The organism is uncultured Campylobacter sp. (assembly GCF_938002845.1).
In the GTDB taxonomy this organism is placed as follows: Bacteria; Campylobacterota; Campylobacteria; order Campylobacterales; family Campylobacteraceae; genus Campylobacter_B.
Window position 1 is genome coordinate 85744 of sequence record NZ_CALKZP010000057.1, and the last position, 23443, is coordinate 109186.

A 23443-nucleotide genomic window follows, 5' to 3' on the forward strand; every position below is an offset into this window, starting at 1 on the left:
TTCAAGTTGAAAAAGCGGAATTTTATCAATGTCTCCATTTACCACTTTAAATTTGTTTCATAATTGCTTCGGATATCTCACGACCCCTAGTTCGAGTACGACACAGAAAATGCTATTTTGCTTTATGGAAATCTCGCATTTACATCTTCGGGATTAGCACTTAAATTTTGCGGTAAAATTCTAAAACTACTACACCTAAGAATTTTACCGTTTTAAAGCATTAAATTTTTACGATTTTAAGGTTAGTTGCAACCGTAGAAAAATTCGCGGTAAAAGTGGTGGATGCCTGTCGTGCGGATTTAGATGCTAGATTAATCCGCAAGCGCTACGCTTTTACTAAAATTTTGTCTTTGTAAAAATTTTAAAATTTCAATCGCTCTTTTTAAAATACTTCGGCGCAAACATAAATTTCTAGCTGCTTCGCTATATTTTGTAAGCTAGCTCGGAGTTTTAAAATAGCAAGCCGCGTGTCTGCTATTTGCTAAAAACCCTAGCGAAAATCGCGTCCACATTTTTAGTGTAATATCCGTAGTCAAAGCACTCTTTGATCTCGCTTTCGCTTAGCTTTTCTCGTAGCTTTGTATCTGCTAGCAGATTTTGCAAAAATAGGCTATGCCCTTGCTCATCTATAGCTTTTTTGCCCTCTTGCAGATCCGCCCAGACCTTCATCGCATTACGCTGCACGATTTTATAAGCATCCTCTCTGCTAACTCCTCGTTTAGGCAGCTCTAGCAGCACGCGCTGCGAAAACACGAGCCCACCGGTTAAATTTAGATTTCTCATCATATTTTCGGGATATACGAGCAGTTTTTCGATCAAGCTCGTCAAGCGATTTAGCATAAAATCGGCGGTTATAAAGCCATCAGGGAGGATAAATCGCTCGACCGAGCTATGGCTGATGTCGCGTTCGTGCCATAGCGCTACATCCTCCATCGCGGGTATTGCGAAGCTGCGGATCATACGACATAGTCCCGTTACGTTTTCGCTAAGCACAGGATTTCGTTTGTGCGGCATCGCAGAGCTGCCCTTTTGACCTGGGCTAAAAAATTCCTCTGCCTCATAAACCTCGGTGCGTTGATAGTGGCGGATTGCGATAGCGATCTTTTCGCAGCTGGAAGCCAGGATCGCAAGTGCGCTCATTACCTGCGCGTAGCGATCGCGCTGGATGACTTGATTGGATGCGGGAGCGGGCTTTAGCCCCAGATATTCGCACACTAGCTCTTCCAGCTCTAGTGGAGCGTGGGCGAAATTCCCCATCGCACCGCTTATTTTGCCGTAGCTGATAACGCTTTTTGCGTGTTGCAAAAGCTCTAGCGCGCGATTTATCTCATCATACCAGACCGCAAGCACGAGTCCGAAAGTGATCGGCTCGCCGTGGATACCGTGGCTGCGCCCGACCATCAGTGTCATTTTATGCTTCATGGCTTGAGATTTTATCGCGGCTTTTAAATTTTGCACATCCTCAATGATAAGCTCCATGCTTTCTTTGATTTGTAGCGCGACGGCGGTATCGATGCAATCGCTGCTAGTCATGCCGTAATGCACGAAGCGGCTCTCCTCGCCCAGGCTCTCGCTCACGCTCGTTAGAAATGCGATCACGTCGTGCTTGGTGGTCTTTTCGATCTCATCTATCCGCTCGATCCTAAAGCTTGCGTTTTGTAGAATTTTATCTTTATCACAGTCGCTTATTAGACCTAGCTTATTCCACGCTTTAACCGCCGCGAGCTCGACTTTTAGCCACGCGTCGTATTTGGCTTGCAAGCTCCATTTTTCAGACATCTCTTTTCTTGCGTATCTTTCGACCATTTTAGTAGCCTTTCGGTTAGAATTTCTTGTATAATGATGGCAAAATTATATAAAAATAGGGCTGAAAGTTTAATATGGGTTATGAGAAAAGAAGCCTGGGAAGCTTTGAGGGGCGCAAAATTTACGAAATTCTGCTTAGCCTCGGGTACGATATGAAATCCGCGCAGCGCATTTGTGACAAGCATCGCGTAACCGATGCAGAGGATCGAAATTTACATAAAAGCTCCGTCGCGCACGGAGAAATTTTTTTGATTGACTACAAATGCGAGCCGCGCGGACTGAAGCCGATCTTTGAGTGCGATGCGTTTGCGGCATTTGACAAGCCGAGTGGAATTTTAAGCCATCCGAGCGGGCGCAACTCGCCTTATAATATGTATGACGAGATCTGGTCGCTATACGGGCAGGACGCGTGCGTGGCGCATAGGCTCGATCTTGAAACCAGCGGAGTTCTTATCGTCGCTAAGGATAAAGACACGGCGCGCGAGCTTAAAGAGTGCTTCGAACAGCGTAGGGTGATGAAAAGCTATCTAGCGCTCGTGCGAGGGGATTTGAGAGAGGGCTTGCGAGGTGCTGCTTGCAATGGCGAGATAGAGAATTGCTATGCGCTAGGCTCGGATGAAATTTGCGGCTCAAAATTTGCGGACGATGCTGTGAGTTTACCAAGTAGCGTATCGGATCTGCGCGATACACTAGCTCTAAAAGGAGTAGGCAATAAATTTGGATTTAATATCTTGTCTAATAGTGCGAGTAGGAGATTATGGTGCGATGCTCTATCTGACGGCATGCAAGCTAAATTTGAATCTGGCGCTCCTGCTGGCGATGTTGGCAGCGGATTTGAATTTGATGCTTTATCCTGCGGCGTGAGCGATAAGCTTAAACCCGCTATCGCGATGAGTAGCGCGGATAACGGACATAAACCTTGCGCCTTATCTGTGGCTAAATCTTTGCCAGCTACTTCTAAGGGCTGTGTAAATTTGAAAAAATTTGAGCCTACAAAATACGCAAAATTTAGCGAGAAACTGAAATTTTTAAAGGATTTTGAGGGGTTTGTGATTGATGCTCCGATCGCTCCTAGCGACGAGTTTGCCGATCTTAAAATTCGTATGAAAATATCGCGCGATGGTAAGGAGGCGATCACGCTGATACGCCCGCTGCGATATTTCTCGGACATAGACGCTAGCCTGATCGAGTGCTATCCGCTGACGGGTAGGCAGCATCAGATCAGGCTGCATCTATTTGCCGCGGGTGCGCCGATATTGGGAGAGCCGCTGTACGGGCTTTCGCGCGAGCAAGCGGAGCGGATATTGGATAAAAAGATGGATGAGACAGAGCGGATCAGAACGACGGGAGCGCCTAGATTGCTACTGCACGCGAATGCAATTTGCTTCGAACTAGGCGGCGAACGATACGAGATAAAAAGCGAATTTGACGCCGCGAGAGAGTTTTATAATCTTGCTAAAATCGGTAAAATTTAAGTAACTCAATAAAATTTTAAAGCGGCGGCGATTATTTTTATGACCATAATTTTGCTTTTGCCGGTTTTTATAAAATTTTGTGCTTACAACGGCGTTTAATTTATTAATTCCTCATCTATGGTTATTAAAAATTTTAAGACGATTTTATTTTGCGATGGCTATATTGGGAAAAAGCGTTACAGCTATAAAAGCATATAATTCAACTTGGCTAGACAGCGGGTTTCATATATTTATTTTCGGTAGCGAAAATTACGGTAAATTTGAGCTCAGAGTGCATAAATATTGGATGCTTCAAGATAAGTTGGGCGGTAGCATAAAAGATTTTAAATCTGGTGTTGATTCTTTTAAAAAATGCAATCAAGAATATGGAATATTTAAAAGAGAATTTGACGAATACTCTAATTTTCTATTTAAGCAAAAGGGCGGGGCGGGAAGCTCTGTTAATTTAGAAAGCTCGGCATTGGTAGCAAGCATAGGGAGCAAAACGGTAGTTGCTTCTTTTGGGGAATATTGCAAGAGGGTGCTTCATCTGGAGAATAGTAAAAAACAAGAGCGTACAATAGAGATAACACCACCAAGCAGAGGTATGGGCTTTGGGCTATAATTATTCTTTAGTATCTATAGTATAAAAACTTGAAAGACAGAGGGAGAGGTAAGAACTGTGGATTGTTTTAGTTATTTGTTTTGGTTTGGTATGTAATATAGAAGTTGAATGGCGACATATATATTGTAAGCGCGAAACTTTCTAAACAGCAAAGAGAAATGCTATATTCCTCGTTGTATCGATAAAATTCTATATCTATTTATTTGTGCAATCATAATTATAGATTAGTATGAAATTCGATCGATAAAATTTGCGTGAGATTGAGCTATGACATCTAATTTTTATTATTTCGGCTTCTTGTATTTGCATATGGTAAAAGTGATAAAAAAATGCGTAAAATGTAGCCTACAAGTAACTATAAAAATTTGTTTTATGCTTTAAAATTTGGTTTATTTTTTCAAATAGCCATCAACGCTACTTCCACTTCGCCGATATTTACGACCTTGCCTTTGCGCGTTATCACGCCCAAGCCGTGTTCTATGTCCCATGAGCAGCTAAACTCAAAGCCGATTTTCGCACTGTCTAGGATATAGATATTTTGCAGCTCCAATAGTTCGCTAAGCTCCTGCGGCGTGCTGATGCCCGGCATGAAATCGCTTTTCGTCTCACTCGGATAGTCGTAGATCTCCTGCCATTTTGGGTAGTTTTTTAAAATTTCAGCTAAGATACCCGTTAAAATTTCTTCCTGATTTTGCTTTAAAAACTCGATTGCGTTTGAGTGCATGCGGCTTGGCTCGTCCGTCTCTTCGCCGTCTTCATCTAAAAACGCGCAGTGAAACTCGCCTTCTTGCTCTAAAGCTTTACCGAAATACTCCAGCCGCAGTGGGAAACCAAAGTCCTCGTATTCCTCATCTTCAAATTTAGGAAAAATTTTAGGCTCCGCAAGACGTGCATAAAAAAACTCCGCGGCCTTTGGGCTGCGGGTGAAAAGGTACTCCTCATTCGCTTCGTAGCTTTTGCGCAAAAATTTAAGCGCCTCCTGCTCTGCACCGCACTCCAAGCAGCATTCGCCCTTGTAATAATCGCTCACGTAGGGCGGATTTTCATTACTTCTGGCGTGCTTGTCCATCTCGCCTAGCCAGCGCAGCATATTTGGGGCGTCGCGCCCATTTGTACTAATTTACCATGCGCGCCGCGTAGATGTATGAGGCATAGACGCGGTTTTTCTCATCATCCGCCTCCGCTCATTTTGCCTCGATAAAGCGGATAATTTCCGCCTTTGTAATCTTGGATTTTTTAAGCAGCGATCTGTCTAAGAAGACGCCGATCTAATCCATTATTTTTTGCGCATCCATTGCTACTCCGTTATAAATTTTTTTGCCGATCTGCCTTACGGTCTGAAAATAATCGCCGAATTTTTCCTCTACTTGTTCGAAATTTTATCGGCACTGATACCACTTTGAGCCGGAATTTTACCTTGCTCGTTTCTTTGCTTGAGCTGTCCGCACGCTGCACTGATATCTAGCCCCTTGCTCTGGCGGATCGTGCAAGTAATGCCGTGCGCGCAGAGATAGTCTTGGAATTTCACCATGTTTTCGGGGCTTGGCCTGCCAAAGCTCGAGCCTTCGTGCGGATTAAAATAGATCAGATTTACTTTTGCGCGAATGCCGTGCAGAAGCTTCACTAGCGTTTTGGCATCGCTTGAGCGGTCATTTATCCCATCGATCATTAGATATTCAAACATCACCCGCTTTCGCAGATCGATTGGGAACTCGCGCACCGCCTGCATGATCGATGCAATATTGTAGGCACGATTTATCGGCATTAGTTTTTCACGCAGTTCGTCATCCACTGCATGCAGTGAGATCGCGAGTAGCACGCCAAGATCCATTTCGCCAAGCTTTTTTATCTGCGTAGAAAGTCCGCTTGTACTTATCGTTTGGCGACGCGGCGCTATTGCGAGTCCGTCGTTTTCTTTTAAAATTTGCACGGCTTTGGCAACGTTGTCTAGGTTATTAAGCGGTTCGCCCATCCCCATATATACGACATTGACGCGGCGCTCGTACGGGATCGCGTTCATTTTTTTGATGAGCCAAATTTGAGCCACGATTTCGCCTGGAGTTAAATTCCGTACGAAGCCACCTTTTGCTGTCAAGCAGAAGCTGCAGCCAATTTTGCAACCCACTTGCGAACTTACGCAGATTGAGTAGCGCGCGTGTCTTATAATTTTTTCGTTTTTATCTCGCAGCTCATCCTTCATCGGTAGCAGGACGCTTTCTATCGTCTTGCCGTCTTTGAGAGCGAAAAGGTATTTGATACTGCCATCGCTACTTGTTTCGGATCTGATACATTTAAGCGGGTCTAAATAAAAATTTTGAGCTAAACTTTGACGGATCTCTTTTGGTAGATTTCGCATTTGTGTAAAGTCACCCACATTCTTTTTGTAAATCCATTCGTAAATTTGCTTGGCTCTAAATTTTGGTTCGACGAAATTTTCAAGCTCTTTCATTGTAAAATCAAAGATATTTTTCAAATTAATGCCTTGGTTTTTAGATATTTAGTTAAATTTTCTTTTGCGGCGGCGTGGTTTTTTAAAAAATCTGCGTGAGCGTTTGAATCACAAAAATTCGTCGCACAAAAAATTCCGTAAGCGGGAATTTCAAATTTTTGTGCTACCTTGAGAACTGCAAAAAATTCCATATTCTCTAAAAAATAACCTCGCTCAAAAAATTTTAGCGCAGACTTTTTATCAGTCGTGATAAAATTTGAGCTATTAGTTATTGTTTCATATGAAACATCGGTAGAATCCCTAGCTATAATTTCATAGTTAATCGGAGAGTATGAAAGCCCATAAAGCGCTGATATCTCGTAGTTTACAGCCGATCTGCTTTCATAAATTTTTAGAATTTCACCCTCTTTGTATAGCCCTGCAGAACCCACGAAAATGATTTCACTCGGCAAGCTTTGTCTATTTTCGCATAAAAATTTAGTCAAATTTATACTCATATCCACTAGCCCCATGCCCATAGGCAGGGCAAAATCAAAAATTTCATTTCGTCCAGCAGAGATTATCATTTTACACATTCACGCTTTCGTCGTTTTTCTATAATCATAGCAAAATGACGATAAATTTAAGGCTAAATTTTGAAATTTTATCGTGATAAATTATCTGATAAAATTAAAATCAATTTAAGCAAATATCTATGAGAACTGTACTCTTACCTTCCGTAATGGTAGCAGCGCAGGTGGCGGGTAGAAGATGGAAAAGTATTTAAAAAAGCTTATGATTTAGCTAAAACGAATAAATTTTACCTAAGCAAAATAATACTTGTCAAAAAACTTGCAAGATAACGAAGGGCCGAAATAAAATTAATTGTTTAGCCGCTTTGACAGCTAAGTTTCAACCCCACGGTATAAACCTGACTAAATTTACAGTCTCACTTCAATATTTTGTTCTCGTAAATACGCTTTTAGTGCCTTGATTTCGATTTCTCTGAAGTGAAAAATCGATGCCGCCAGGCATGCGTCCGCGCCCGCTAAAAATGCGTTTTTGAAGTGCTCTATTTTACCCGCACCGCCGCTTGCGATCACAGGGATGTCAAGCGCGCTAAAAGTCCGCGTCAAATTTAGCTCAAAGCCGTTTTTAACGCCGTCGCAGTCCATCGACGTGAGCAAAATTTCGCCCGCACCGCGCTCCTGCGCCTCTTTCGCCCAAGCAAGCGCATCCCTGCCGGTATCCAGTCTACCGCCGTTTATAAACACACTATAGCCGCAAGGCTCGCCGTTCCCAGTTAAAATTTCATCCTGCGGAGCGCGTAAAATTTTGCCAAAATTTCGAGTCTCACTGCCTAAATTTGTGTCTGGATTTCGCATGTCGCCGTGTAAATTTCCGTTTGAATTCCTCGCCGCGCCATATAAATTACCGCGCGAAATTTCACTAGAATTTCGTTTTGCGTCGATCGCGATCACGACGCACTGCGAGCCAAATTTATTTGCCGCTTCGTCTATCAAATTTGGATTTTTTATCGCGGCTGAGTTGAGGCTGATTTTATCGCAGCCGACGTTTAACAGACGCGAGATATCGTCGATCGTGCGTATGCCGCCACCCACGGTCAGCGGGATAAAAAGCTCGCGCGCGACACGTTCTACGACATCCACGATCGTATCGCGCCCCAGATGCGACGCCGTGATGTCAAGGAAGCATAGCTCGTCCGCGCCCTCCTCGTTGTAGCGTTTGGCTATCTCGACTGGATCGCCAGCGTCCACGAGACCTACGAAATTTACGCCCTTTACCACACGTCCGTCTTTAACGTCTAGGCATGGGATTATGCGTTTTGCGAATCTATTCAAAGCAGCCCTTTGGAATAAAATTTTTTATGATTTTAGCCAAATTTTACTTAACATAATGACTTTATAAGTAAAATTTGGCTAGACTCTTGCGATGATTAGGGCGAAAAAAGAGTTCGGGCAAAATTTTTTGAAAGACGAAGCCGTTTTAAGCAAGATCATCCAAGCGATTCCCGAGAGCGTACAGAATGTCGTTGAAATCGGGGCTGGCTTAGGTGATTTAACTCGCAAGCTTTTGGAATTTTACAGATTAAAAAGTTTCGAGATAGATGAAGATTTATATCAAATTTTAAGCGCTAAATTTGCGCAGCAGATCGCTAGCGGCGAGCTTGAGCTCGTTTTGGGCGATGCTTTGCGGATTTGGCAGGAGTGGGGTCTTGAGCGCGGCGAATATTTTTTAGTCGCAAATTTGCCCTACTATGTCGCTACAAAGATGATTTTGCAGGCGATCGACGATGAGCTATGCAGCGGATTTTTGGTGATGATCCAAAAGGAGGTCGCTTTAAAATTCTGCGCTAGAGCCGGGCAGAGCGATTTTAGCGCTCTTTCGATCCTGGCGGATCTTGCGGGCGGTTGCGAGCTTCTATTCGACGTTGAGCCTGGCTGCTTCGAGCCTGCGCCGAAGGTAACTTCGTCGGTGATCAGGCTCGTAAAGGGCAAAAATTTCAAGCCCGGTGCCGAGGAAAGCGCGGAGAGTCTCGGCGTAAAAAGTTGCGCTCAGCTCCAAAGTCTCGATGAATACGAGAAATTTAAAAGCTTTTTGCGCGTATCTTTCAGTGCGCCGCGAAAGACGCTTATTAAAAATTTAAGTGTAAAATTTGATAGAGGCTTAGCCGAAGAGATCTTTTTAAATTTGAAAATTCCGCCCACGGTTCGGGCGCACGAGTTAAATTCCACCCTTTTTTTAGAAATTTTTAAAAATTTAAAGGCAAAAGATGGAAGAAAACAGAAATGAAAACGGCGTCGAACGACTCAAAAAAAGCAATCGCTATAAAAAACGCAAGGAAAATCTAAAAAAATCTATCGCAAGCAAAGGCTCTGCGGGCGATGTGGAATTCGGCGGCGAGCATGAAAACGGCTCTCGCAAAAATAAAGGCGCGAAAAACGGGCAAAATTCCGTTCGTTCAAAGGGTTCAAAAAACGGCTCTCATAAGGGATCAAATTCTGCGGGTGGTTCGTCAAACGGCAGTTCAAACGCCGTGCATTCAAACGGCGCGAATGGTGCGCATTTCGGCGGCGCATACCCAAAAAACAACGAAAACGGCGCGGGCGATTCAAATTTAAACCGCGACGGTCGTGCAAAATCAAATAGCAGCAGCGCAAAAGGCGCAAATCCTAGCGCCGCAGACGATGCAAGCTCCGCAGACGCTCAGAAAAAGAAAAAGCATAAAAAGCGCTCAAATATGCCAAAAAGTCTTACTGGCAACGAGCCGTGGCAAAAGGCGATGGACGATGCGATCGCGCAAAACAAGCTGATCCACGAGGAGCGCCTGCACCCGCTTAAAGACGCTAATCGCAGCGATGAGACGGTGCGTATCACGCCGCTTGGCGGACTGGGCGAGATCGGCGCGAATATGACCGTTTTTGAGACCAATACGAGTGCGATCATCGTCGATGTGGGCATGAGCTTTCCAGAGGAGAGTATGCTTGGCGTGGACATTTTAATCCCCGACTTCGATTATGTTCGCAAGATAAAAAACAAGATCAAAGGCATCATTATCACCCACGCGCATGAGGATCATATCGGCGCGATGCCATATTTTTTCAAAGAATTTCAATTCCCGATCTACGCTACACCGCTTCCTTTAGGGATGATAAGCAATAAATTTGAAGAGCATGGCCTAAAAGCCGAGCGTAGCTACTTCCGCCCCGTGCAGAAGCGCCAGCTCTATCAGATCGGCGATTTTGAGGTCGAGTTTATCCACATAACGCACTCGATTATCGATGCAAGCGCGCTTGCGATCACGACGAAGGCGGGCACGATCATCCACACGGGCGATTTTAAGATCGATCACACGCCGATCGACGGCTATCCGACCGATCTGAACCGCCTAGCTTATTACGGCGATCGCGGAGTTATGCTTTTGATGAGCGATAGCACGAACTCTCACAAAGAGGGGATCACAAAGTCCGAAAGCTCGGTAGGAAAGACCTTTGATACAATATTTTCGAGCTGTAAGGGGCGCGTGATAATGAGCACCTTCAGCTCAAACATCCACCGCGTCTATCAGGCTATTGAGCGCGGCGTAAAATACGGCCGCAAGGTCTGCGTCATCGGACGAAGCATGGAACGAAATTTATTTACCGCGATGGAGCTCGGCTATGTAAATTTAGACAAAAAAATCTTCGTCGATGCCGATCAGGTCTCCAAATACCCCGATAATGAGGTTTTAATCGTTACTACCGGCTCGCAGGGCGAGACGATGAGTGCGCTGTACCGCATGGCGACGGACGAGCACAAATACATTAAAATCAAATCCACCGATCAGGTAATCATCAGCGCCAAAGCGATCCCCGGCAACGAAAGCAGCGTCTCGACCGTACTTAACTACCTACTAAAAAGCGGCGCAAAGGTCGCGTATCAGGACTTCAGCGAGATACACGTAAGCGGGCATGCCTCGATCGAGGAGCAAAAACTCATGCTGCGCCTGATAAAGCCGAAATTTTTCCTACCCGTGCACGGCGAGTACAACCACATCGTAAAGCACAAAGAAACCGCGATGGAGTGTGGCATCGAGGAGAAAAATATCTATCTGATGAACGACGGCGATCAGATGGAGGTTTGCGAAAAATATCTAAAGCGCGTCAAGACCGTCAAGACGGGCAAAGTCTTTATCGATAATCAGATCAACAAGCAGATATCCGACGAGATAGTCAAGCACCGTCAAAATTTAGCCGATGCGGGCGTCGCGGTCATCATCGCGCAGATCGACAAAAACGAAAAGAGGCTCATCCAGACGCGCGTCATCACCTACGGGCTCGTTGCCGATAACCAAACGGCGCACTTTACCAAGGAGATGCAGGGCATCATCGAGCAGTTTTTAGCGAATTTAAAAGATGAAATTCTACTCGATCACTGGGCGCTGGAGGGCAAGATTCGCCAGGCCGTGCGAAAGCACATATTTAGAAAGATCAAAAAATATCCGACTATCGTGCCGGTGATTTATTTGATGTAAGCGCGGCTAAATTTAGCGCGTAATGAGGCTTTGATCCGCCACGGGCAAGTGAAATTTTATGGCGCGAGTGAGCTTTCGGGCGTGAAATTTTGCAATGTGTGCTGGTTTTACGGCGTGAAATTCCGCGTAGCATAAATTTAGGCGTGGCGCGAAGAGGCGTAAAATGAAAGCAAATTTTAAAAAGAAGGTTTAATGAGTGAAATTTTAGATACGGCACGAGAGGTGCTGAGGCTCGAAGGAGCGGAGCTTTTGCGGCATGCGGATCTTATCGGCGACGAAATTGAGCGAGCTGTAAACTTGATCCTTGCTTGCAAGGGCAAGGTAATCGTCACAGGCGTGGGCAAGAGCGGCCACATAGGCGTTAAGATCGCCGCGACGCTTGCCAGCACCGGTACGCCGTCGTTTTTTGTCCACCCTACCGAGGCGCTGCACGGCGATCTGGGTATGATTGGCAAGGATGATATGGTGCTTGCGATCAGCTTTAGCGGCGAGAGCGAGGAGCTGGTTAGGATCCTACCTCACCTCAAACGCTTCGGCGTAAAGATCATCGCGATGGCGCGCGATAAAAACAGCTCGCTCGGCAAGGTTAGCGACGAGTTCATAAGCCTTAGCATCGTCAAAGAGGCCTGCCCGCTAGGTGCTGCGCCGACGGTTTCTACGACGCTAACACTTGCGTTAGGAGACGCGTTAGCGATCTGTTTGATGAGGCAGCGCAGATTCGGCAAGGAGGATTTTGCAAATTTTCATCCCGGCGGAAGCCTCGGTAAGCGGCTTTTCGTCAAAGTAAAAGACGTAATGCAAAGTAAAAATTTACCGGTCGCAAGCCGTAACGCCAGCCTAAAACAAGCTATCGACGTTATGACTCACGGAAAGCTCGGCACCGTTTTGTTAGTGAACGAAAAGGGCGCGCTTGAGGCGATCTTAAGCGACGGCGATCTGCGCCGCGCGCTGATGCGAGAGGACTTCGATATCAACGGCGATGCGCTGAAATATGCCACCAAAAATCCTAAAATGCTAGACGATAAAAATATGCTCGCAATAGATGCGCTAAATTTGATCGAGCAATTCAAAATTCAAGTTCTGCCTGTCGTCGAAAATGGCGTGCCCGTGGGGATATTGCATATCCATGATCTAACGAGCCTGGGGCTGAAATAATGCAAAAGATGCGTCTGAATAAATTTATCTCCCACAACACCGCCTACTCACGCCGTGAGGCGGACGAGCTGATCAAGCAGGGCAAAGTTAGCATTAACGGTCGCGTCGTTAGCGATTTTATAGAGGTTAGCGGCGAGGAGAAGATCCGCATCGGCTCGCGCCTCATTAAGCCTAAGACGGAATTTACGATGATCGTTTATAACAAGCCGAAAGGCGAGTTAGTTACTAAAAAGGACGATCGCGGCAGGCGGACGATTTATGATAGCTTGCCGGAGGGGTTTAGTAGATTTGTTAGCGTGGGGCGTTTGGATTTCGCAAGCGAGGGGCTTTTGCTGCTGACCGATGCGCCCGCGATCGCTACGGCGCTGATGAACAGCGACATCGAGCGAGAGTACTATCTAAAGGTAAAAGGCGAGGTGAAGGACGAGGTAGTAACGGCGATCCGCGAGGGCTTTTTCGCCGCAGATGCGAGCAAAGGCGCTCACGCCAAAAGCAAGATCAAATCGATGGAATTTAAACCCTTTTTAGGCTACCGCATAATGCCTAGCAGCGGCGGTTATACGAAAATAAAAGCGATCATTAACGAGGGGCAAAACCGCGAGCTGCGTAGATTTTTCGGCTATTTCGATCTGGATGTCGTGGAGCTTAAGCGCACGGCATTCGGCAGAATGACACTTGGAACGTTAAAGCCCGGCAAATGGCGCTATTTTGATCAGAGTGAATACGAAGATCTGCGCGATTTTTTGAAAGAAAACAAAATCCGCTATTAAATTTAAGGAGGCGAAATGAGCTCAAAGACGAACGCCGCGCGCGTACTGGACGGTCTGAAAATCCCTTACGAGATCAAAGAATACGCGGTGGATCCTTTAAATTTAGACGCGGTGCATGTTGCAAACAGCGTGAACGAGCCGATCGAGCGGGTCTATAAAACGATAGTTTGCACAGCGGATCACGAATACGTCGTGGCCTGCCTGCAAGGCGATCTAAATTTGGATCTCAAGGCGCTTGCGCACATCTGCGGGGCAAAGCGTTGCGAGCTGATGGATTTGAAGGATTTACAAAAGGTCACGGGCTACATCAGGGGCGGCTGCTCGCCGCTTGGGATGAAAAAACACTTCCGCACCTTCATCGATGAAAAAGCACTAACGCAGGATAAAATTTACGTTAGCGCAGGCGTGCGGGGAAAACAGATTGCCCTCGCGCCGAAAGACCTCGCAGCCGCAACCGAGGCGCAAATTTGCAAAATTACTCACGACTAACGCGGCGTTACTTTTGCTTTCGTTTACGTAAGTAATGCCGGCGGCAAGCTGGCTAAAATTTATACCGCGAAATTTTGGCTTTTAAAATTTGGCGTTGCGCCGCTCGTTAAAACAAGCTCCTGCGCGCCGAGAAAATACAAATCAAATAAATTTCGTAAAATTTTATTGTTAAAATTCTAAGTACCGCGCGCCGCAAAATAGCTCAAACGAGATGACGAGCAGGCGGGGGCGCAAAGCAAACCTATTTAAAAACCGCATGCTTTGCGCGCGATCTGTTTTGCTCACTATAAATTTAGCCTTTCGGCGCTCGCATTATTTGCGATGAAATTTTAAAATTTCATCGCAAATTTTTACGCCTCGCGCCTATTTTTTAAAAAGCTCAGAGACGTTCGGGGCTTGCTTTTCTTGCTCGCTAGCGGCGAAAAATTCCACTTTAGCGAAGTTGAAAACGCTGGCGATGATGTTAGTAGGAAACATCTCGCAGGCGTTATTATAAACTGTAACGGCGCCGTTATAAGCGCGGCGTGCGGCACTGATCTGCTCCTCGCACTCGCCTAACGCGTTTTGTAGCTTGGCAAACGATTCGTTAGCCTTGAGGTTTGGATACGCCTCTACCGCAATGCGGATCTGTCCTAAAAGAGCCGAAATTTCACTATTTAGCTTAAATTTGTCCGCGTTAGAAGCCGCGCTGATTGCTTGCGAGCGAAGTTCACTAACGCGCGTTAGCACGGCGTTTTCGTGGCTCATATATTCTCGCGTGGTGCTAACTAAATTTGGGATGAGGTCGTAGCGCTTTTTAAGTTGCGTATCGACGGTGGAAGCGATATTTCGCACCTGGTTGCGCTTGGCGATGAACGAGTTATAAACGCCCACTAACGCCAAAACTAACAAAACTATGACGACTAATAAAATCAAAGCCGCATTCATTTTCTCTCCTTTTAAAGTATTTCAATTAAAAATAAGAATATTTAGCTATACTTGCCATTTCTTTTCGCGTGTCAAGGTAGCTCAGCTGGTTAGAGCGCTGGTCTCATAAGCCGGAGGTCGAGAGTTCAAGTCTCTCTCTTGACACCAAAATATTATTTCGCGCCCAAGCGCCTTTTTACGATACCGAAAAGCTCGCCGCCTTTCGAATATATTATTATTTTACAAAAAAATTCCTATAGTTTGGCTTTGTATTTGTTTGGATTTGAAAATAAATATTTATAAATTCTTAAAAGCAAATGGTAAAATTACGCACTCGATACTTTTGGCTAAAATTTTACGGGAGGGATCATGAAATTTAAAGACTTTAAAGCTGCAAACTGCGCTAACTACGATTTTTTCACCGCCGAGGAGCTAAGCTATAAAGGATTTATCAGGCTTAGTTTTGGCGAGTTCGCCCGCAAAAATCCAAACTCGAGCTGGGCGCTTAGCATTGACGATAGGAGCTTCGATTCGTTTCCGAATTTTACTCAAAAACATCCAATTTGCTTGTCCGATCTAAATTTTAAAGATAGCGTCTTTCAGTTTAAGATCTGCTCCGAAAACAGCGTCCAAAGCCTAGGACATCGCATTTTTACCTGCCTAGACGGCATTCACAAGGACTTCGTCGCAAGCGAGATCAAACAAACCGACGAAGTGATGATGAGGCTAAAGACGGGCGTTTTGAAGGACTTTACCTGCGTCTCAAAGTGCGGCTGGTGGATAACCGACATCTGGCGTGATATGTATCCGGTAGCGGACGAGAGCGAGAGCGAAAATTTCGTTGCAGATATGCTTGATAGCGAGTTTTCGGCGCAAATGCGGCTCATAAACGAGCGGCTTTTGGGCGCGCAAAATAGCGGGGAGCTTGACGGGCTCATCGCCGAGCTAAGGACGCAGGAGTAAATTTTTAAAATTTGCCCGCGCTTTGTCCTTGATGCAGCGGGCACACTCCCGTATTTTACGGATAGATTTTAAAATTTACCGACTTAAATTTATCCTAGCTTGCCGTTTGTCGCACAGCTATTTACGGGGTACGGCGTGAGTCCGTAGTCTGCGGATTCGACATTCCAAAAGTCCAAATTCGCGCTACGCGATACGATATACTCAAAGCCCTTTTGATTCAGCTCGATCAAAATTTCAAATTCATTGCCGTTTTTGCAGACGATACTTTCGAAAAAGTGCGAAAAGCAGGCGATCTTCGCGTTTTCTTTCTGCATCGATTGATTTAGCATGAGCTCCATGTTGCTTAGAATTTTAAATACCGTCTGGCTCGTCTCAAACCTGCCGAAGCGCGCGTAATACTTCGCTAAATTTTGCTCATTTAGCGTAACGGATTTGGTGCAGTTTTGTGTTATCTGCTCGTATATCGCGCCGAAAAGCTCAATCGACGCGTTTTGATTATCTATCGCTTTGTTTTCATGGTTTTCGATGACGACAAAGCCGTCTTTTATGCAAAATTTCTCGTTTTTATAGTAAAAGCCCACTCTTGCGATCTCTTGCTCGAAGCGCTTTTTATAAGTGAAGGGCAGATACGTCGTAACGCCCATTTTATCGATGATTGCAGAGCTTTTTACGCCGCCATCCAGCTCGTGCTGCATAAAGTAACGGATGAAGCTGCCCTGCTCGATATCAAAGCTATTTAAATACTCGATCTTATCCAGATACGCGCAGCGGTAGAGCCGCACGAACTCGGAATTTAGCGAGATATTTATCTCATCGGGGATATCGCCGTATTTTTCGCTCTGCGGCGCGTCGATGCGCTCTATGATATTCATCTGTTTTTCGACTTTGTCTTTTACGAAAATAGTGATTTTGACCTCCTGCATCTCATAAAGGCGCTTTATCGTCTCGGTCGCGCTTTTGGTGATGTCAGTCTTAAATTTTTTCGCGAGCTCCGATTTTTTGAGCGTCAGCGAAAAATCGCCGTTTTTTAGCTTGTTCTGCGAATACAGAAGATAAAGCAGCTCCTCATAAATCATCAAATGCGAGTAGGTCAAAAAAGTATTATCCACAACTATGACATAATAACAGCGCGTTACGGAGTATCTTTTGTTGTCTCTTAAAAAGTCGTTGTAAATTTTTAGCTTGCTCGCATTTTTCGATACCTTAAATACGTCGTAAGATTCTAAAAATATATTTTCCATATTTCGCCTTAGGTTAAAATTCTGTTGAAATATTACACAATGTTTGTTTAAGTTGTTTTAAATTTTATCTTAAGGATAAAAAATATTAGCGAGTAAAATAATTTGTAAAATTTTAGCCATATCTTTAATAATAACTTAAATATAATAAAATAATTTATAGAAATATATTTTTAGTAGGAAAATTTTATAGGAAAAAATTTAATATGAATAGAAAAATCTATTTTTTAAACTAAATTTAATAAATAAAATTATATTATTTCTTTAAGAATTAGGCATGCTTAGGATTAAATTTTATTAGGAAAGGACGGTTTGAAATGGAATTTCTTATTTTGACGCTATTTTTAATCAGCGGGCTTATATTATATTTTAAGCCGCAGAGGAAAAATTTAGCTACGGGCTGTGTGGCAGTCGGCTGCGTAATATTGATCGCACTGGAATTTTACGTAAATTTATGGGTCGTCGTGCCGGTAGGCAACTTTTAGGAGGGCAATATGCAAAATTTAGAACAAAATCAAATTCCCGCCGTCGAGCGAGGATTTTTTAACCTAATGTCGCTAGCCATCATCGCCCTCGTGGCGCTTCCTGTCGGTATAGCCTGTTTGGTACTGGGCTTTGGTATGGGAGATAGCCCGTGCGTTATGTGCTGGTCGGAGAGGATCACGATGATCGCCATCAGCCTTATCGCGCTTTTTATCCTTAGATACGGCCTAAGACCCGGCTACGTCGCAGCTCTTTTACTGATGGCTTGTTGGGGAATATTCAACGGCTTTATCCATTATAGCCTTGACGGTACGTTCGGCGGCTACCTCGACATAAAACAGGGCTTTGGGCTTGAAATTTTAGGCGCACACACGCAGCTTTGGGTCATCGTCGTAGATTTTTGCGTGATCGCATTTTTGGCGGTTATATTTTTATGTAGCAAAAATTTGGGCGAGATAATGAAAAAGAGCGCGAGCGGCGAATACGGCGAGTTTTTGCGCTATCTGCCTCTGGGCAAGATTGCAAATTTAATCTTCATCGTCATCATAGCCGCAAACTGCGCGCAGGCTTTCATCGTCTCAGGTCCGCCGCCGTATCTGGGCTCTAGTACGCCGGCTAGGATGAGCCTTGATCCTGCAAAATGGTTCTGGGAGAAAGATCACTGGCAAAGCGCGCTTGATTTTAGATTCGATTGGAATCCGGAGCTTCCGGATCTGCCAAACTAAGGAGCAAAAAGATGAAAAAGCTGACGATTTTTACGGCGCTAGCGGCTCTGGCGTTTGGATTTGAGTTTAATCTCGATAGCAAAGCGGGCGCGCTTGAGGGCGTGAAAGAGCTCGGTACGCCGAGTGCGGAAGTGAGCTTAAGCTTACAAAACGACGCGCCGATTACGGGAGCAGACTACGACGCAGATAAAAAGCAGTTTGCGCTGGTTTCGAAAAATAACGAATTTTACGTTGCGGATGAAAATTTAAAGCCGCTTAGATACGGTAAGCACGATCGCCACTTTATAATGGAGATGGAAGCGACCGTAGGTGCGACGTGGTATAAAAACGAGCTTGGCATGATAAGCTTTAATAAAACTTTCGTATTTTATGAGCCTGCGGACGGGCTTAGTGCAGAGGAGCAAAACAGCCAGTGGAGGCACTTGACCGAGGGCTGGGATAAATGGAAGCTAAACGATCTTGGCAACAAAGGGCGCTTCTCCACGCTTCGAGCAAAGCAGCAATATATCCTCGGCTGGGATTACGACGCGGCTGCGAATAAATTTATCGTTGCGTCCGTGCCTAACGACGTGAGGGATTATTGGAGCGTGGCGGTGTTTGACGGCGACGATAAGATGATTTTGGAGGAATTTATTCCGCAAATCGGCTCAAATTTAAAGCTAAAAGAGAGCAGGAGCCTAGGCGAATACTACGTCACGGGCATCGACGCTCAGCCTGACGCCGTTTATCTTTTGAGTAAAAATTTCTCAACCATTTTAAAGCTAAATTTGCAAACTCACAAGATTGAGGATGCATATAGCTTTAGCGGAGCGGCAAACGCGAGGGCGCTTGCTGTGAAGGACGGCAAATTTTATGTTTTTTCGCGCGAAGGCAAAGAGAATAAAGTTTTCATATACGATATGAAATAAAGCCCACATTTAAGGAGAAGAGATGCAAAGACGTTCTTTCTTAAAAGGCGCGGGAGCGACTCTGGCTACGGCGGGAGCCTCTCCAAGCCTATTTGGTATGGAGCAGTTTGAGGTGGATTTTAAACCGAAATCCTATAAAAACGAACAGGGCGTAGAGTATCACTACCTCACCTGTCCTAGAAACTGCCGCGATGCCTGTTCGATGATCGCAGAGATCAAAGACGGTAAGATGGTTAGCATCAAAGGCGATCCGAAGCACCCTCTAACGCAAGGCACGGTCTGCGTCAAAGGACATACCTACGCGATGCACCTATACAACGCCGATCGTATAATGTATCCGATGAAGCGCGTCGGTAAAAAGTGCGAGGGTAAATGGGAGCGCATCAGCTGGGATCAAGCGCTAAAAGAGATAGCCGCCAAGCTTACCGAGATCAAAGCAAAATACGGCGGCGAGGCACTGACGGAATTTGTCTATTCGGGCAACGAAGGGCATATCTCAAAGACTATTTCGTCTGGAAATTTCTTTGAAAAATACGGCGCTACGAGGCTTGTGCGTAATCCATGCGACTGGCCGCGCTATGCGGGCACGCCGAGCGTCATCGGCACGGACTTTTCAAAAGACGCGCTGGAAGTCGATGAGAGCGATATGTATATCAGCTGGGGCTCAAACGAAGCCTATACGGCGGTGCACTGGATCAGATTTGCCCATCGCGTCAAAAAACGAGGCGGCAAGATCATCGTCATAAATACGATCAGAATTCCGCTCGCAAACCAAGCCGATATGTTTATCCAACTAAAGCCTTCAAGCGATCCTGCGTTTTGTCTAGCGGTGTGTAAGGTGCTGATAGAGGAGGATCTCTACGATCACGAATTTGTAGAAAAATATACGATGGGCTTTGACGAGCTGGTTAAAGAGTGTAGCCTCTACACCTATGGCGAGCTAAGCGATATGTGCGGCGCAAGCGTCGATCAGATCAAGGTTTTTGCGCGAGAATACGCTCATGCTAAAGCGCCCGCCATTATGCACGGCGACGGCGGGCAAAGGCACTTTAACGGCGCAAGGCTCGTGCGAGCGGTTACTTTCTTGCCGGTACTTACGGGTTGCCTTACAAAACTTGGCGGCGGATTATTCTGGGCTTACGTGCACGTAAAGGGCTGCTTTAACTTCGATAACTGCATGCCAGATCTTTCGCCGAAAGACGCGGAAGGCAAAAAGATAGAGCGCCAGCAAATAAGCTATATAGAATTTGGCAAAGGCATTCAAAAGGAAAATCCGACCTATCTAGGTAAGCCGATAAATACGGTAATTCGAGCCTGTATCAACTATAACTCAAATTTGATGGTAACGGCGCCCAATACGAATTTAATCAAAAAACGCGTGATGGACGACGATTTTTTCTTGGTAGTCATCGATCCTTACGATACCGACACCTGCGATTACGCTGACTACGTATTGCCGGGCGTTACCTTTATGGAGAGCGAAGACATTCAAAACGATCAAATTTCGGGCTACGTCTGCTACAACGCCCAAAGCGTCAAGCCGCTGGGCGAAGCCAAGACGAATTTGGAATTTTTTAACGCTCTAGCCAAGGCGATGGGATATAAAGAGGAGTGCTTTGATTGGGATAGTGAGACGGTTTGCAGAAGGTTTTTGGATACGGAATTTGCCAAAAAGCAAAATATCACCTACGAAAAGCTAAAGAGCGTAGGCTGGATTAAGCCGTTTAGGACTCCTGAGACGATGAAAGATCAGTTTCCTTACTACCCTTATGCGCCGAAGGACAAGCTTGTATTCGGTACTAAAAGCGGCAAGTGCGAGCTCTACTCTGAGACATTCAAAGAGGCAGGTTATCATCCAGTGATCGATCTTGATGACGATTGGGATTATTACCGAGCACATAAGAGTTTCGGCGACGGTTATCTCAAAAAATATCCGCTTTATTTCATGACGCCGGGCACACAGCTTCAGGATAACTCAAACTGGGGCAATATGCCTTACATCTTAAAACGCGTCATCGTAAAGGGCAACGCCGAGCTTTTTATGACGCGCGAGGATATGCTGGCGCGCGGTATCAAAGAGGGCGATACGGTCGAGGCTACGAATGAAAAGGGTACGGCGATATTTACAGCGGTTGAGACTAATCAGATGCAGCCGGGCATCGTCTATGCGTGGAATAATATCTGGGTCAAAGTCACCAAATCTCGCACGGGAGCGAACATCCTTTGCTCAGACGGAGTGAGTGATTTAGGCAACGGATCGACCTATACCGCAAGCTTTTGTGAAGTAAAAAAAGCTGCAAAACAGGAGGCATAAAATGAAACGAAAACAAGGATTTTTATTTGATTACAACTTTTGCATAGGTTGTAAGGCGTGTGAAATTTCATGTCAGGTCTATCATAACCAAGACCCCGACATCAACTGGCGCCATGTCGATATGATGCTCATCCATGAAGACGAGATCGAAAAGGAAATTTTCATCTCGCATTCGTGCCACCATTGTGAAGAGCCTGCGTGTATGGATGTTTGTCCCGTGGGAGCTTACATTAAGCTTGAAAACGGCGTCGTTCAGCCGCTGCACGATAAATGCATCGGCTGTGGATACTGCATCGTAGCCTGTCCTTATGGATCAATAACCAAAGGCAAAGACGGCAAAGCGCAAAAGTGCAACCTCTGCGCCGAGAAGCTCGAGCGCGGCGAGGAGCCTGCGTGCGTAGCGGGCTGTCCTTGCGACGTGCTAAAGCTGGTCGATAGCGACGTGAGCGATAGCGCGGGGATGGAGAAAGAGATGCCGGGCTTTAAGCGCTTTTTTACGAAGCCGAACATCCGCTTCTATCCTCGTATGAAGCGCAACGAGTTTATCCACTAAGGATAAAAAGATGCGTAATTTAAAGCAGAGCCTTTGCGTCGAGGACTTTTTGAGGCAGGTATTTTTGGTACCTCTTACCAGTGAAAATTTGGACGAGCTTTTAAATTTGACGCAGGATTTTGCGCCTAAGCTTAAAGAGCACAAATTTATCCTCGAATTTGCCAAATGCAAAAGCGAGCCAAGCTTAATCGATGAAATTCGCTACGAATTCAATAGGCTCTTCGTAGGCCCTAAGCGTCCCAAAGCCGAGCCTTACGAGTCGGTGTATTTCGACTATCAAACGATGTTTGGGGCAAAGACGATGCAGGTGCGAAGCTTTTATGAAAGCTCGGGGCTAAAACTCGAGGATGCGCAGCTTGATAAATTTCCCGACGATTTCATCGGGTACGAGTTGCAATATCTTTATTTTCTAAGTTTTAGCGCGCTAAAGGCGGAGGATGAGGCTAAATTTAACGAAATTCTGCGTAAAAAGGCGGAATTTATCGCCGCTCATCCGTCGCAGTGGTTTTGCAAATTTGCCGCTCGTTGCGACGAGCACGCAAATTTAGACGTTTGGAAGAGCTTCGGGGGCTTTTTAAATCTCTACTTAAATAGCGAGATGGATGCGCTTAAAAGTGCGCTAAAAGATCCTGAAGTTTTTGAAAATTTAAAGGAATGACAATGGTACAGACGACTTGGGGATGGCTCATAGTCATCTATCTATTTTTAGGCGGTCTAGGCGCCGGGGCATTTTTGTGCTCGGCTTTGGCTTACAAAGGCTTTTTGGGTTCATTAAACGAGAGGTTTTATAAATTCGGCTTTCTGCTAGCACCCGTTGCGGTAATAATAGGAACCGCGCTTTTGCTATTTGACTTGGCGCCGAGCGCCGCGATAAATCCTCTTAAAATTTTGCAGCTCTATACGCGCCCAGTTTCGATGATGAGCATAGGTACATATCTGCTTACATTTTTCATCGTGGTTAGCGTTTTAGTGCTTTTGCAGATCAAAAAGAGCGGTAAAATTTGCGATATGATGCTCACGCTCGGAGCTATTCTGGCGCTTGGAGTGATGGGGTATACCGGGCTACTACTTTACGTCGTAAAGGCGATCCCACTTTGGGCTAGCGTATGGCTGCCGATTTTATTTACGATCTCCGCGATCTCTACGGGGCTTAGCGCAAACGCCGCCGCTACGCTAAATGCCGGGCACGGCCTAAGCCACTGTGCGCATAAATTTCACGTCGTGTTAGTCGCGCTTGAGATTGTTGCGGTGCTAGCGCTATTTGCTAGCGTGAGAAGCGAGGCTGCGGGTATGGCTAGCGTAACCAAGATAGTCGGCGGCTCGCTTGCGCCGATGTTTTGGATAGGCTTTGTTATTTTGGGGCTTGCACTACCGCTGCTAGGCGGAAGTAAATTTATGCTTCGCAGCTGCAGCGTGAATGCAGACGGCAGCGTCTGCGCGCACGGCGGCGAGGAGATAAAAAGCTGCGTTTATAACGAATACGGCGTACTTGTGGGCGGCTTTTGCCTAAGAGCGTTTATCGTGCTCGGCGCGGTCTATATATTTTAACCCTCCTTTCTGATACCGGTCGGGCGCAAGTCCGACCTAATTT

At 45.5% G+C, this 23443-nt stretch carries 22 protein-coding genes and 1 tRNA gene; 16 read left to right on the forward strand and 7 right to left on the reverse strand.

What is annotated here, in order from left to right; all coding sequences use genetic code 11:
* Window positions 1-474: 474 nt before the first annotated feature.
* On the reverse strand, window positions 475-1806 hold the full coding sequence (gene purB, locus Q0224_RS10165; protein WP_297951079.1) for an adenylosuccinate lyase: 1332 nt from the start codon (window positions 1804-1806) through the stop codon (window positions 475-477).
* A 74-nt stretch (window positions 1807-1880) separates the two neighbouring features.
* Between purB and Q0224_RS10170 the strand changes: the two genes are divergently transcribed.
* Both Q0224_RS10170 and Q0224_RS10175 read left to right on the forward strand, forming a co-directional pair.
* On the forward strand, window positions 1881-3281 hold the full coding sequence (locus Q0224_RS10170; RefSeq protein ID WP_297951081.1) for a pseudouridine synthase: 1401 nt from the start codon (window positions 1881-1883) through the stop codon (window positions 3279-3281).
* A gap of 163 nt (window positions 3282-3444) precedes the next feature.
* A complete protein-coding gene (locus Q0224_RS10175; protein ID WP_297951083.1) occupies window positions 3445-3885 on the forward strand; it encodes a hypothetical protein in 441 nt (146 codons plus the stop codon).
* Window positions 3886-4282: 397 nt separating this feature from the next.
* Here the strand turns inward: Q0224_RS10175 and Q0224_RS10180 are convergent, their stop codons facing one another.
* The 4 genes from Q0224_RS10180 to hisF all read right to left on the reverse strand — a co-directional run bounded on the left by Q0224_RS10180 (window position 4283) and on the right by hisF (window position 8175).
* Window positions 4283-4975, reverse strand: coding sequence for a hypothetical protein (locus Q0224_RS10180; protein WP_297951085.1), 693 nt, complete (start codon window positions 4973-4975; stop codon window positions 4283-4285).
* A 273-nt stretch (window positions 4976-5248) separates the two neighbouring features.
* Entirely contained in the window at window positions 5249-6358 is a 1110-nt protein-coding gene (gene rlmN, locus Q0224_RS10185) for a 23S rRNA (adenine(2503)-C(2))-methyltransferase RlmN (RefSeq protein ID WP_297951087.1), read from the reverse strand.
* The gene (locus Q0224_RS10190) at window positions 6355-6900 is read right to left on the reverse strand and encodes a purine-nucleoside phosphorylase (RefSeq protein WP_297951107.1); all 546 of its coding nucleotides are present in this window, start codon (window positions 6898-6900) and stop codon (window positions 6355-6357) included. Before Q0224_RS10190 ends, rlmN begins: the two co-directional genes overlap by 4 nt.
* A gap of 354 nt (window positions 6901-7254) precedes the next feature.
* Complete coding sequence (hisF, locus tag Q0224_RS10195) at window positions 7255-8175, reverse strand: imidazole glycerol phosphate synthase subunit HisF (RefSeq protein ID WP_297951089.1); 921 nt, start codon at window positions 8173-8175, stop codon at window positions 7255-7257.
* Between the two features lie 91 nt (window positions 8176-8266).
* Here hisF and rsmA point away from each other — a divergent pair, with 91 nt between their 5' ends.
* The 5 genes from rsmA (at window position 8267) to ybaK (ending at window position 13762) form a co-directional block, all read left to right on the forward strand.
* Window positions 8267-9127 (forward strand): 16S rRNA (adenine(1518)-N(6)/adenine(1519)-N(6))-dimethyltransferase RsmA, encoded by an 861-nt coding sequence (gene rsmA / locus Q0224_RS10200; protein ID WP_297951090.1) that lies wholly within the window; start codon window positions 8267-8269, stop codon window positions 9125-9127.
* Window positions 9108-11348, forward strand: a complete 2241-nt coding sequence (locus tag Q0224_RS10205; protein ID WP_297951091.1) for a ribonuclease J — start codon at window positions 9108-9110, stop codon at window positions 11346-11348. The genes rsmA and Q0224_RS10205 overlap by 20 nt, the downstream gene beginning before the upstream one ends.
* Before the next feature lie 192 nt (window positions 11349-11540).
* The gene (locus Q0224_RS10210) at window positions 11541-12503 is read left to right on the forward strand and encodes a KpsF/GutQ family sugar-phosphate isomerase (RefSeq protein ID WP_297951092.1); all 963 of its coding nucleotides are present in this window, start codon (window positions 11541-11543) and stop codon (window positions 12501-12503) included.
* Between the two features lie 8 nt (window positions 12504-12511).
* Entirely contained in the window at window positions 12512-13273 is a 762-nt protein-coding gene (locus Q0224_RS10215) for a pseudouridine synthase (protein WP_297951109.1), read from the forward strand.
* 15 nt (window positions 13274-13288) lie between these two features.
* Entirely contained in the window at window positions 13289-13762 is a 474-nt protein-coding gene (gene ybaK, locus Q0224_RS10220) for a Cys-tRNA(Pro) deacylase (RefSeq protein WP_297951093.1), read from the forward strand.
* 363 nt (window positions 13763-14125) lie between these two features.
* Here ybaK and Q0224_RS10225 read toward each other — a convergent pair whose 3' ends face one another.
* Window positions 14126-14689, reverse strand: a complete 564-nt coding sequence (locus tag Q0224_RS10225) for a LemA family protein (RefSeq protein ID WP_297951094.1) — start codon at window positions 14687-14689, stop codon at window positions 14126-14128.
* A 70-nt stretch (window positions 14690-14759) separates the two neighbouring features.
* Here Q0224_RS10225 and Q0224_RS10230 point away from each other — a divergent pair.
* Both Q0224_RS10230 and Q0224_RS10235 read left to right on the forward strand, forming a co-directional pair.
* Window positions 14760-14836, forward strand: a tRNA-Met gene (locus tag Q0224_RS10230).
* 201 nt (window positions 14837-15037) lie between these two features.
* Window positions 15038-15631 carry an effector protein gene (locus tag Q0224_RS10235; protein WP_297951095.1) on the forward strand — a complete coding sequence of 198 codons (594 nt, stop codon included), beginning with the start codon at window positions 15038-15040 and terminating at the stop codon, window positions 15629-15631.
* A gap of 89 nt (window positions 15632-15720) precedes the next feature.
* On the opposite strand, the gene Q0224_RS10240 is transcribed toward Q0224_RS10235, so the two are convergent.
* The gene (locus tag Q0224_RS10240; protein ID WP_297951096.1) at window positions 15721-16872 is read right to left on the reverse strand and encodes a hypothetical protein; all 1152 of its coding nucleotides are present in this window, start codon (window positions 16870-16872) and stop codon (window positions 15721-15723) included.
* 314 nt (window positions 16873-17186) lie between these two features.
* On the opposite strand from Q0224_RS10240, the gene Q0224_RS10245 reads away from it, so the two are divergent.
* The 7 genes from Q0224_RS10245 to nrfD are packed head-to-tail and all read left to right on the forward strand — an operon-like array spanning window position 17187 to window position 23400.
* Entirely contained in the window at window positions 17187-17354 is a 168-nt protein-coding gene (locus tag Q0224_RS10245; RefSeq protein WP_297951097.1) for a hypothetical protein, read from the forward strand.
* 9 nt (window positions 17355-17363) lie between these two features.
* Entirely contained in the window at window positions 17364-18077 is a 714-nt protein-coding gene (locus Q0224_RS10250; protein WP_297951098.1) for a disulfide bond formation protein B, read from the forward strand.
* 11 nt (window positions 18078-18088) lie between these two features.
* The gene (locus Q0224_RS10255; protein WP_297951099.1) at window positions 18089-18985 is read left to right on the forward strand and encodes a hypothetical protein; all 897 of its coding nucleotides are present in this window, start codon (window positions 18089-18091) and stop codon (window positions 18983-18985) included.
* Window positions 18986-19007: 22 nt separating this feature from the next.
* The gene (locus Q0224_RS10260; protein WP_122863380.1) at window positions 19008-21299 is read left to right on the forward strand and encodes a molybdopterin-dependent oxidoreductase; all 2292 of its coding nucleotides are present in this window, start codon (window positions 19008-19010) and stop codon (window positions 21297-21299) included.
* Between the two features lies 1 nt (window position 21300).
* Window positions 21301-21852, forward strand: coding sequence for a 4Fe-4S dicluster domain-containing protein (locus tag Q0224_RS10265; RefSeq protein WP_297882056.1), 552 nt, complete (start codon window positions 21301-21303; stop codon window positions 21850-21852).
* Between the two features lie 10 nt (window positions 21853-21862).
* A complete protein-coding gene (locus Q0224_RS10270) occupies window positions 21863-22510 on the forward strand; it encodes a molecular chaperone (RefSeq protein WP_297923057.1) in 648 nt (215 codons plus the stop codon).
* 2 nt (window positions 22511-22512) lie between these two features.
* Window positions 22513-23400 (forward strand): NrfD/PsrC family molybdoenzyme membrane anchor subunit, encoded by an 888-nt coding sequence (gene nrfD, locus Q0224_RS10275; protein WP_297951100.1) that lies wholly within the window; start codon window positions 22513-22515, stop codon window positions 23398-23400.
* Window positions 23401-23443: the final 43 nt, after the last annotated feature.

Coding starts and splice junctions, on each gene's coding strand:
- purB (WP_297951079.1), bottom strand. CDS start 1,806: ATGGTCGAAAGATACGCAAGAAAAGAGATGTCTGAAAAATGGAGCTTG.
- Q0224_RS10170 (WP_297951081.1), top strand. CDS start 1,881: ATGGGTTATGAGAAAAGAAGCCTGGGAAGCTTTGAGGGGCGCAAAATT.
- Q0224_RS10180 (WP_297951085.1), bottom strand. CDS start 4,975: ATGCTGCGCTGGCTAGGCGAGATGGACAAGCACGCCAGAAGTAATGAA.
- Q0224_RS10190 (WP_297951107.1), bottom strand. CDS start 6,900: ATGATAATCTCTGCTGGACGAAATGAAATTTTTGATTTTGCCCTGCCT.
- rsmA (WP_297951090.1), top strand. CDS start 8,267: ATGATTAGGGCGAAAAAAGAGTTCGGGCAAAATTTTTTGAAAGACGAA.
- Q0224_RS10205 (WP_297951091.1), top strand. CDS start 9,108: ATGGAAGAAAACAGAAATGAAAACGGCGTCGAACGACTCAAAAAAAGC.
- Q0224_RS10210 (WP_297951092.1), top strand. CDS start 11,541: ATGAGTGAAATTTTAGATACGGCACGAGAGGTGCTGAGGCTCGAAGGA.
- Q0224_RS10215 (WP_297951109.1), top strand. CDS start 12,512: ATGCGTCTGAATAAATTTATCTCCCACAACACCGCCTACTCACGCCGT.
- ybaK (WP_297951093.1), top strand. CDS start 13,289: ATGAGCTCAAAGACGAACGCCGCGCGCGTACTGGACGGTCTGAAAATC.
- Q0224_RS10225 (WP_297951094.1), bottom strand. CDS start 14,689: ATGAATGCGGCTTTGATTTTATTAGTCGTCATAGTTTTGTTAGTTTTG.
- Q0224_RS10235 (WP_297951095.1), top strand. CDS start 15,038: ATGAAATTTAAAGACTTTAAAGCTGCAAACTGCGCTAACTACGATTTT.
- Q0224_RS10240 (WP_297951096.1), bottom strand. CDS start 16,872: ATGGAAAATATATTTTTAGAATCTTACGACGTATTTAAGGTATCGAAA.
- Q0224_RS10245 (WP_297951097.1), top strand. CDS start 17,187: ATGGAATTTCTTATTTTGACGCTATTTTTAATCAGCGGGCTTATATTA.
- Q0224_RS10250 (WP_297951098.1), top strand. CDS start 17,364: ATGCAAAATTTAGAACAAAATCAAATTCCCGCCGTCGAGCGAGGATTT.
- Q0224_RS10255 (WP_297951099.1), top strand. CDS start 18,089: ATGAAAAAGCTGACGATTTTTACGGCGCTAGCGGCTCTGGCGTTTGGA.
- Q0224_RS10260 (WP_122863380.1), top strand. CDS start 19,008: ATGCAAAGACGTTCTTTCTTAAAAGGCGCGGGAGCGACTCTGGCTACG.
- Q0224_RS10265 (WP_297882056.1), top strand. CDS start 21,301: ATGAAACGAAAACAAGGATTTTTATTTGATTACAACTTTTGCATAGGT.
- Q0224_RS10270 (WP_297923057.1), top strand. CDS start 21,863: ATGCGTAATTTAAAGCAGAGCCTTTGCGTCGAGGACTTTTTGAGGCAG.
- nrfD (WP_297951100.1), top strand. CDS start 22,513: ATGGTACAGACGACTTGGGGATGGCTCATAGTCATCTATCTATTTTTA.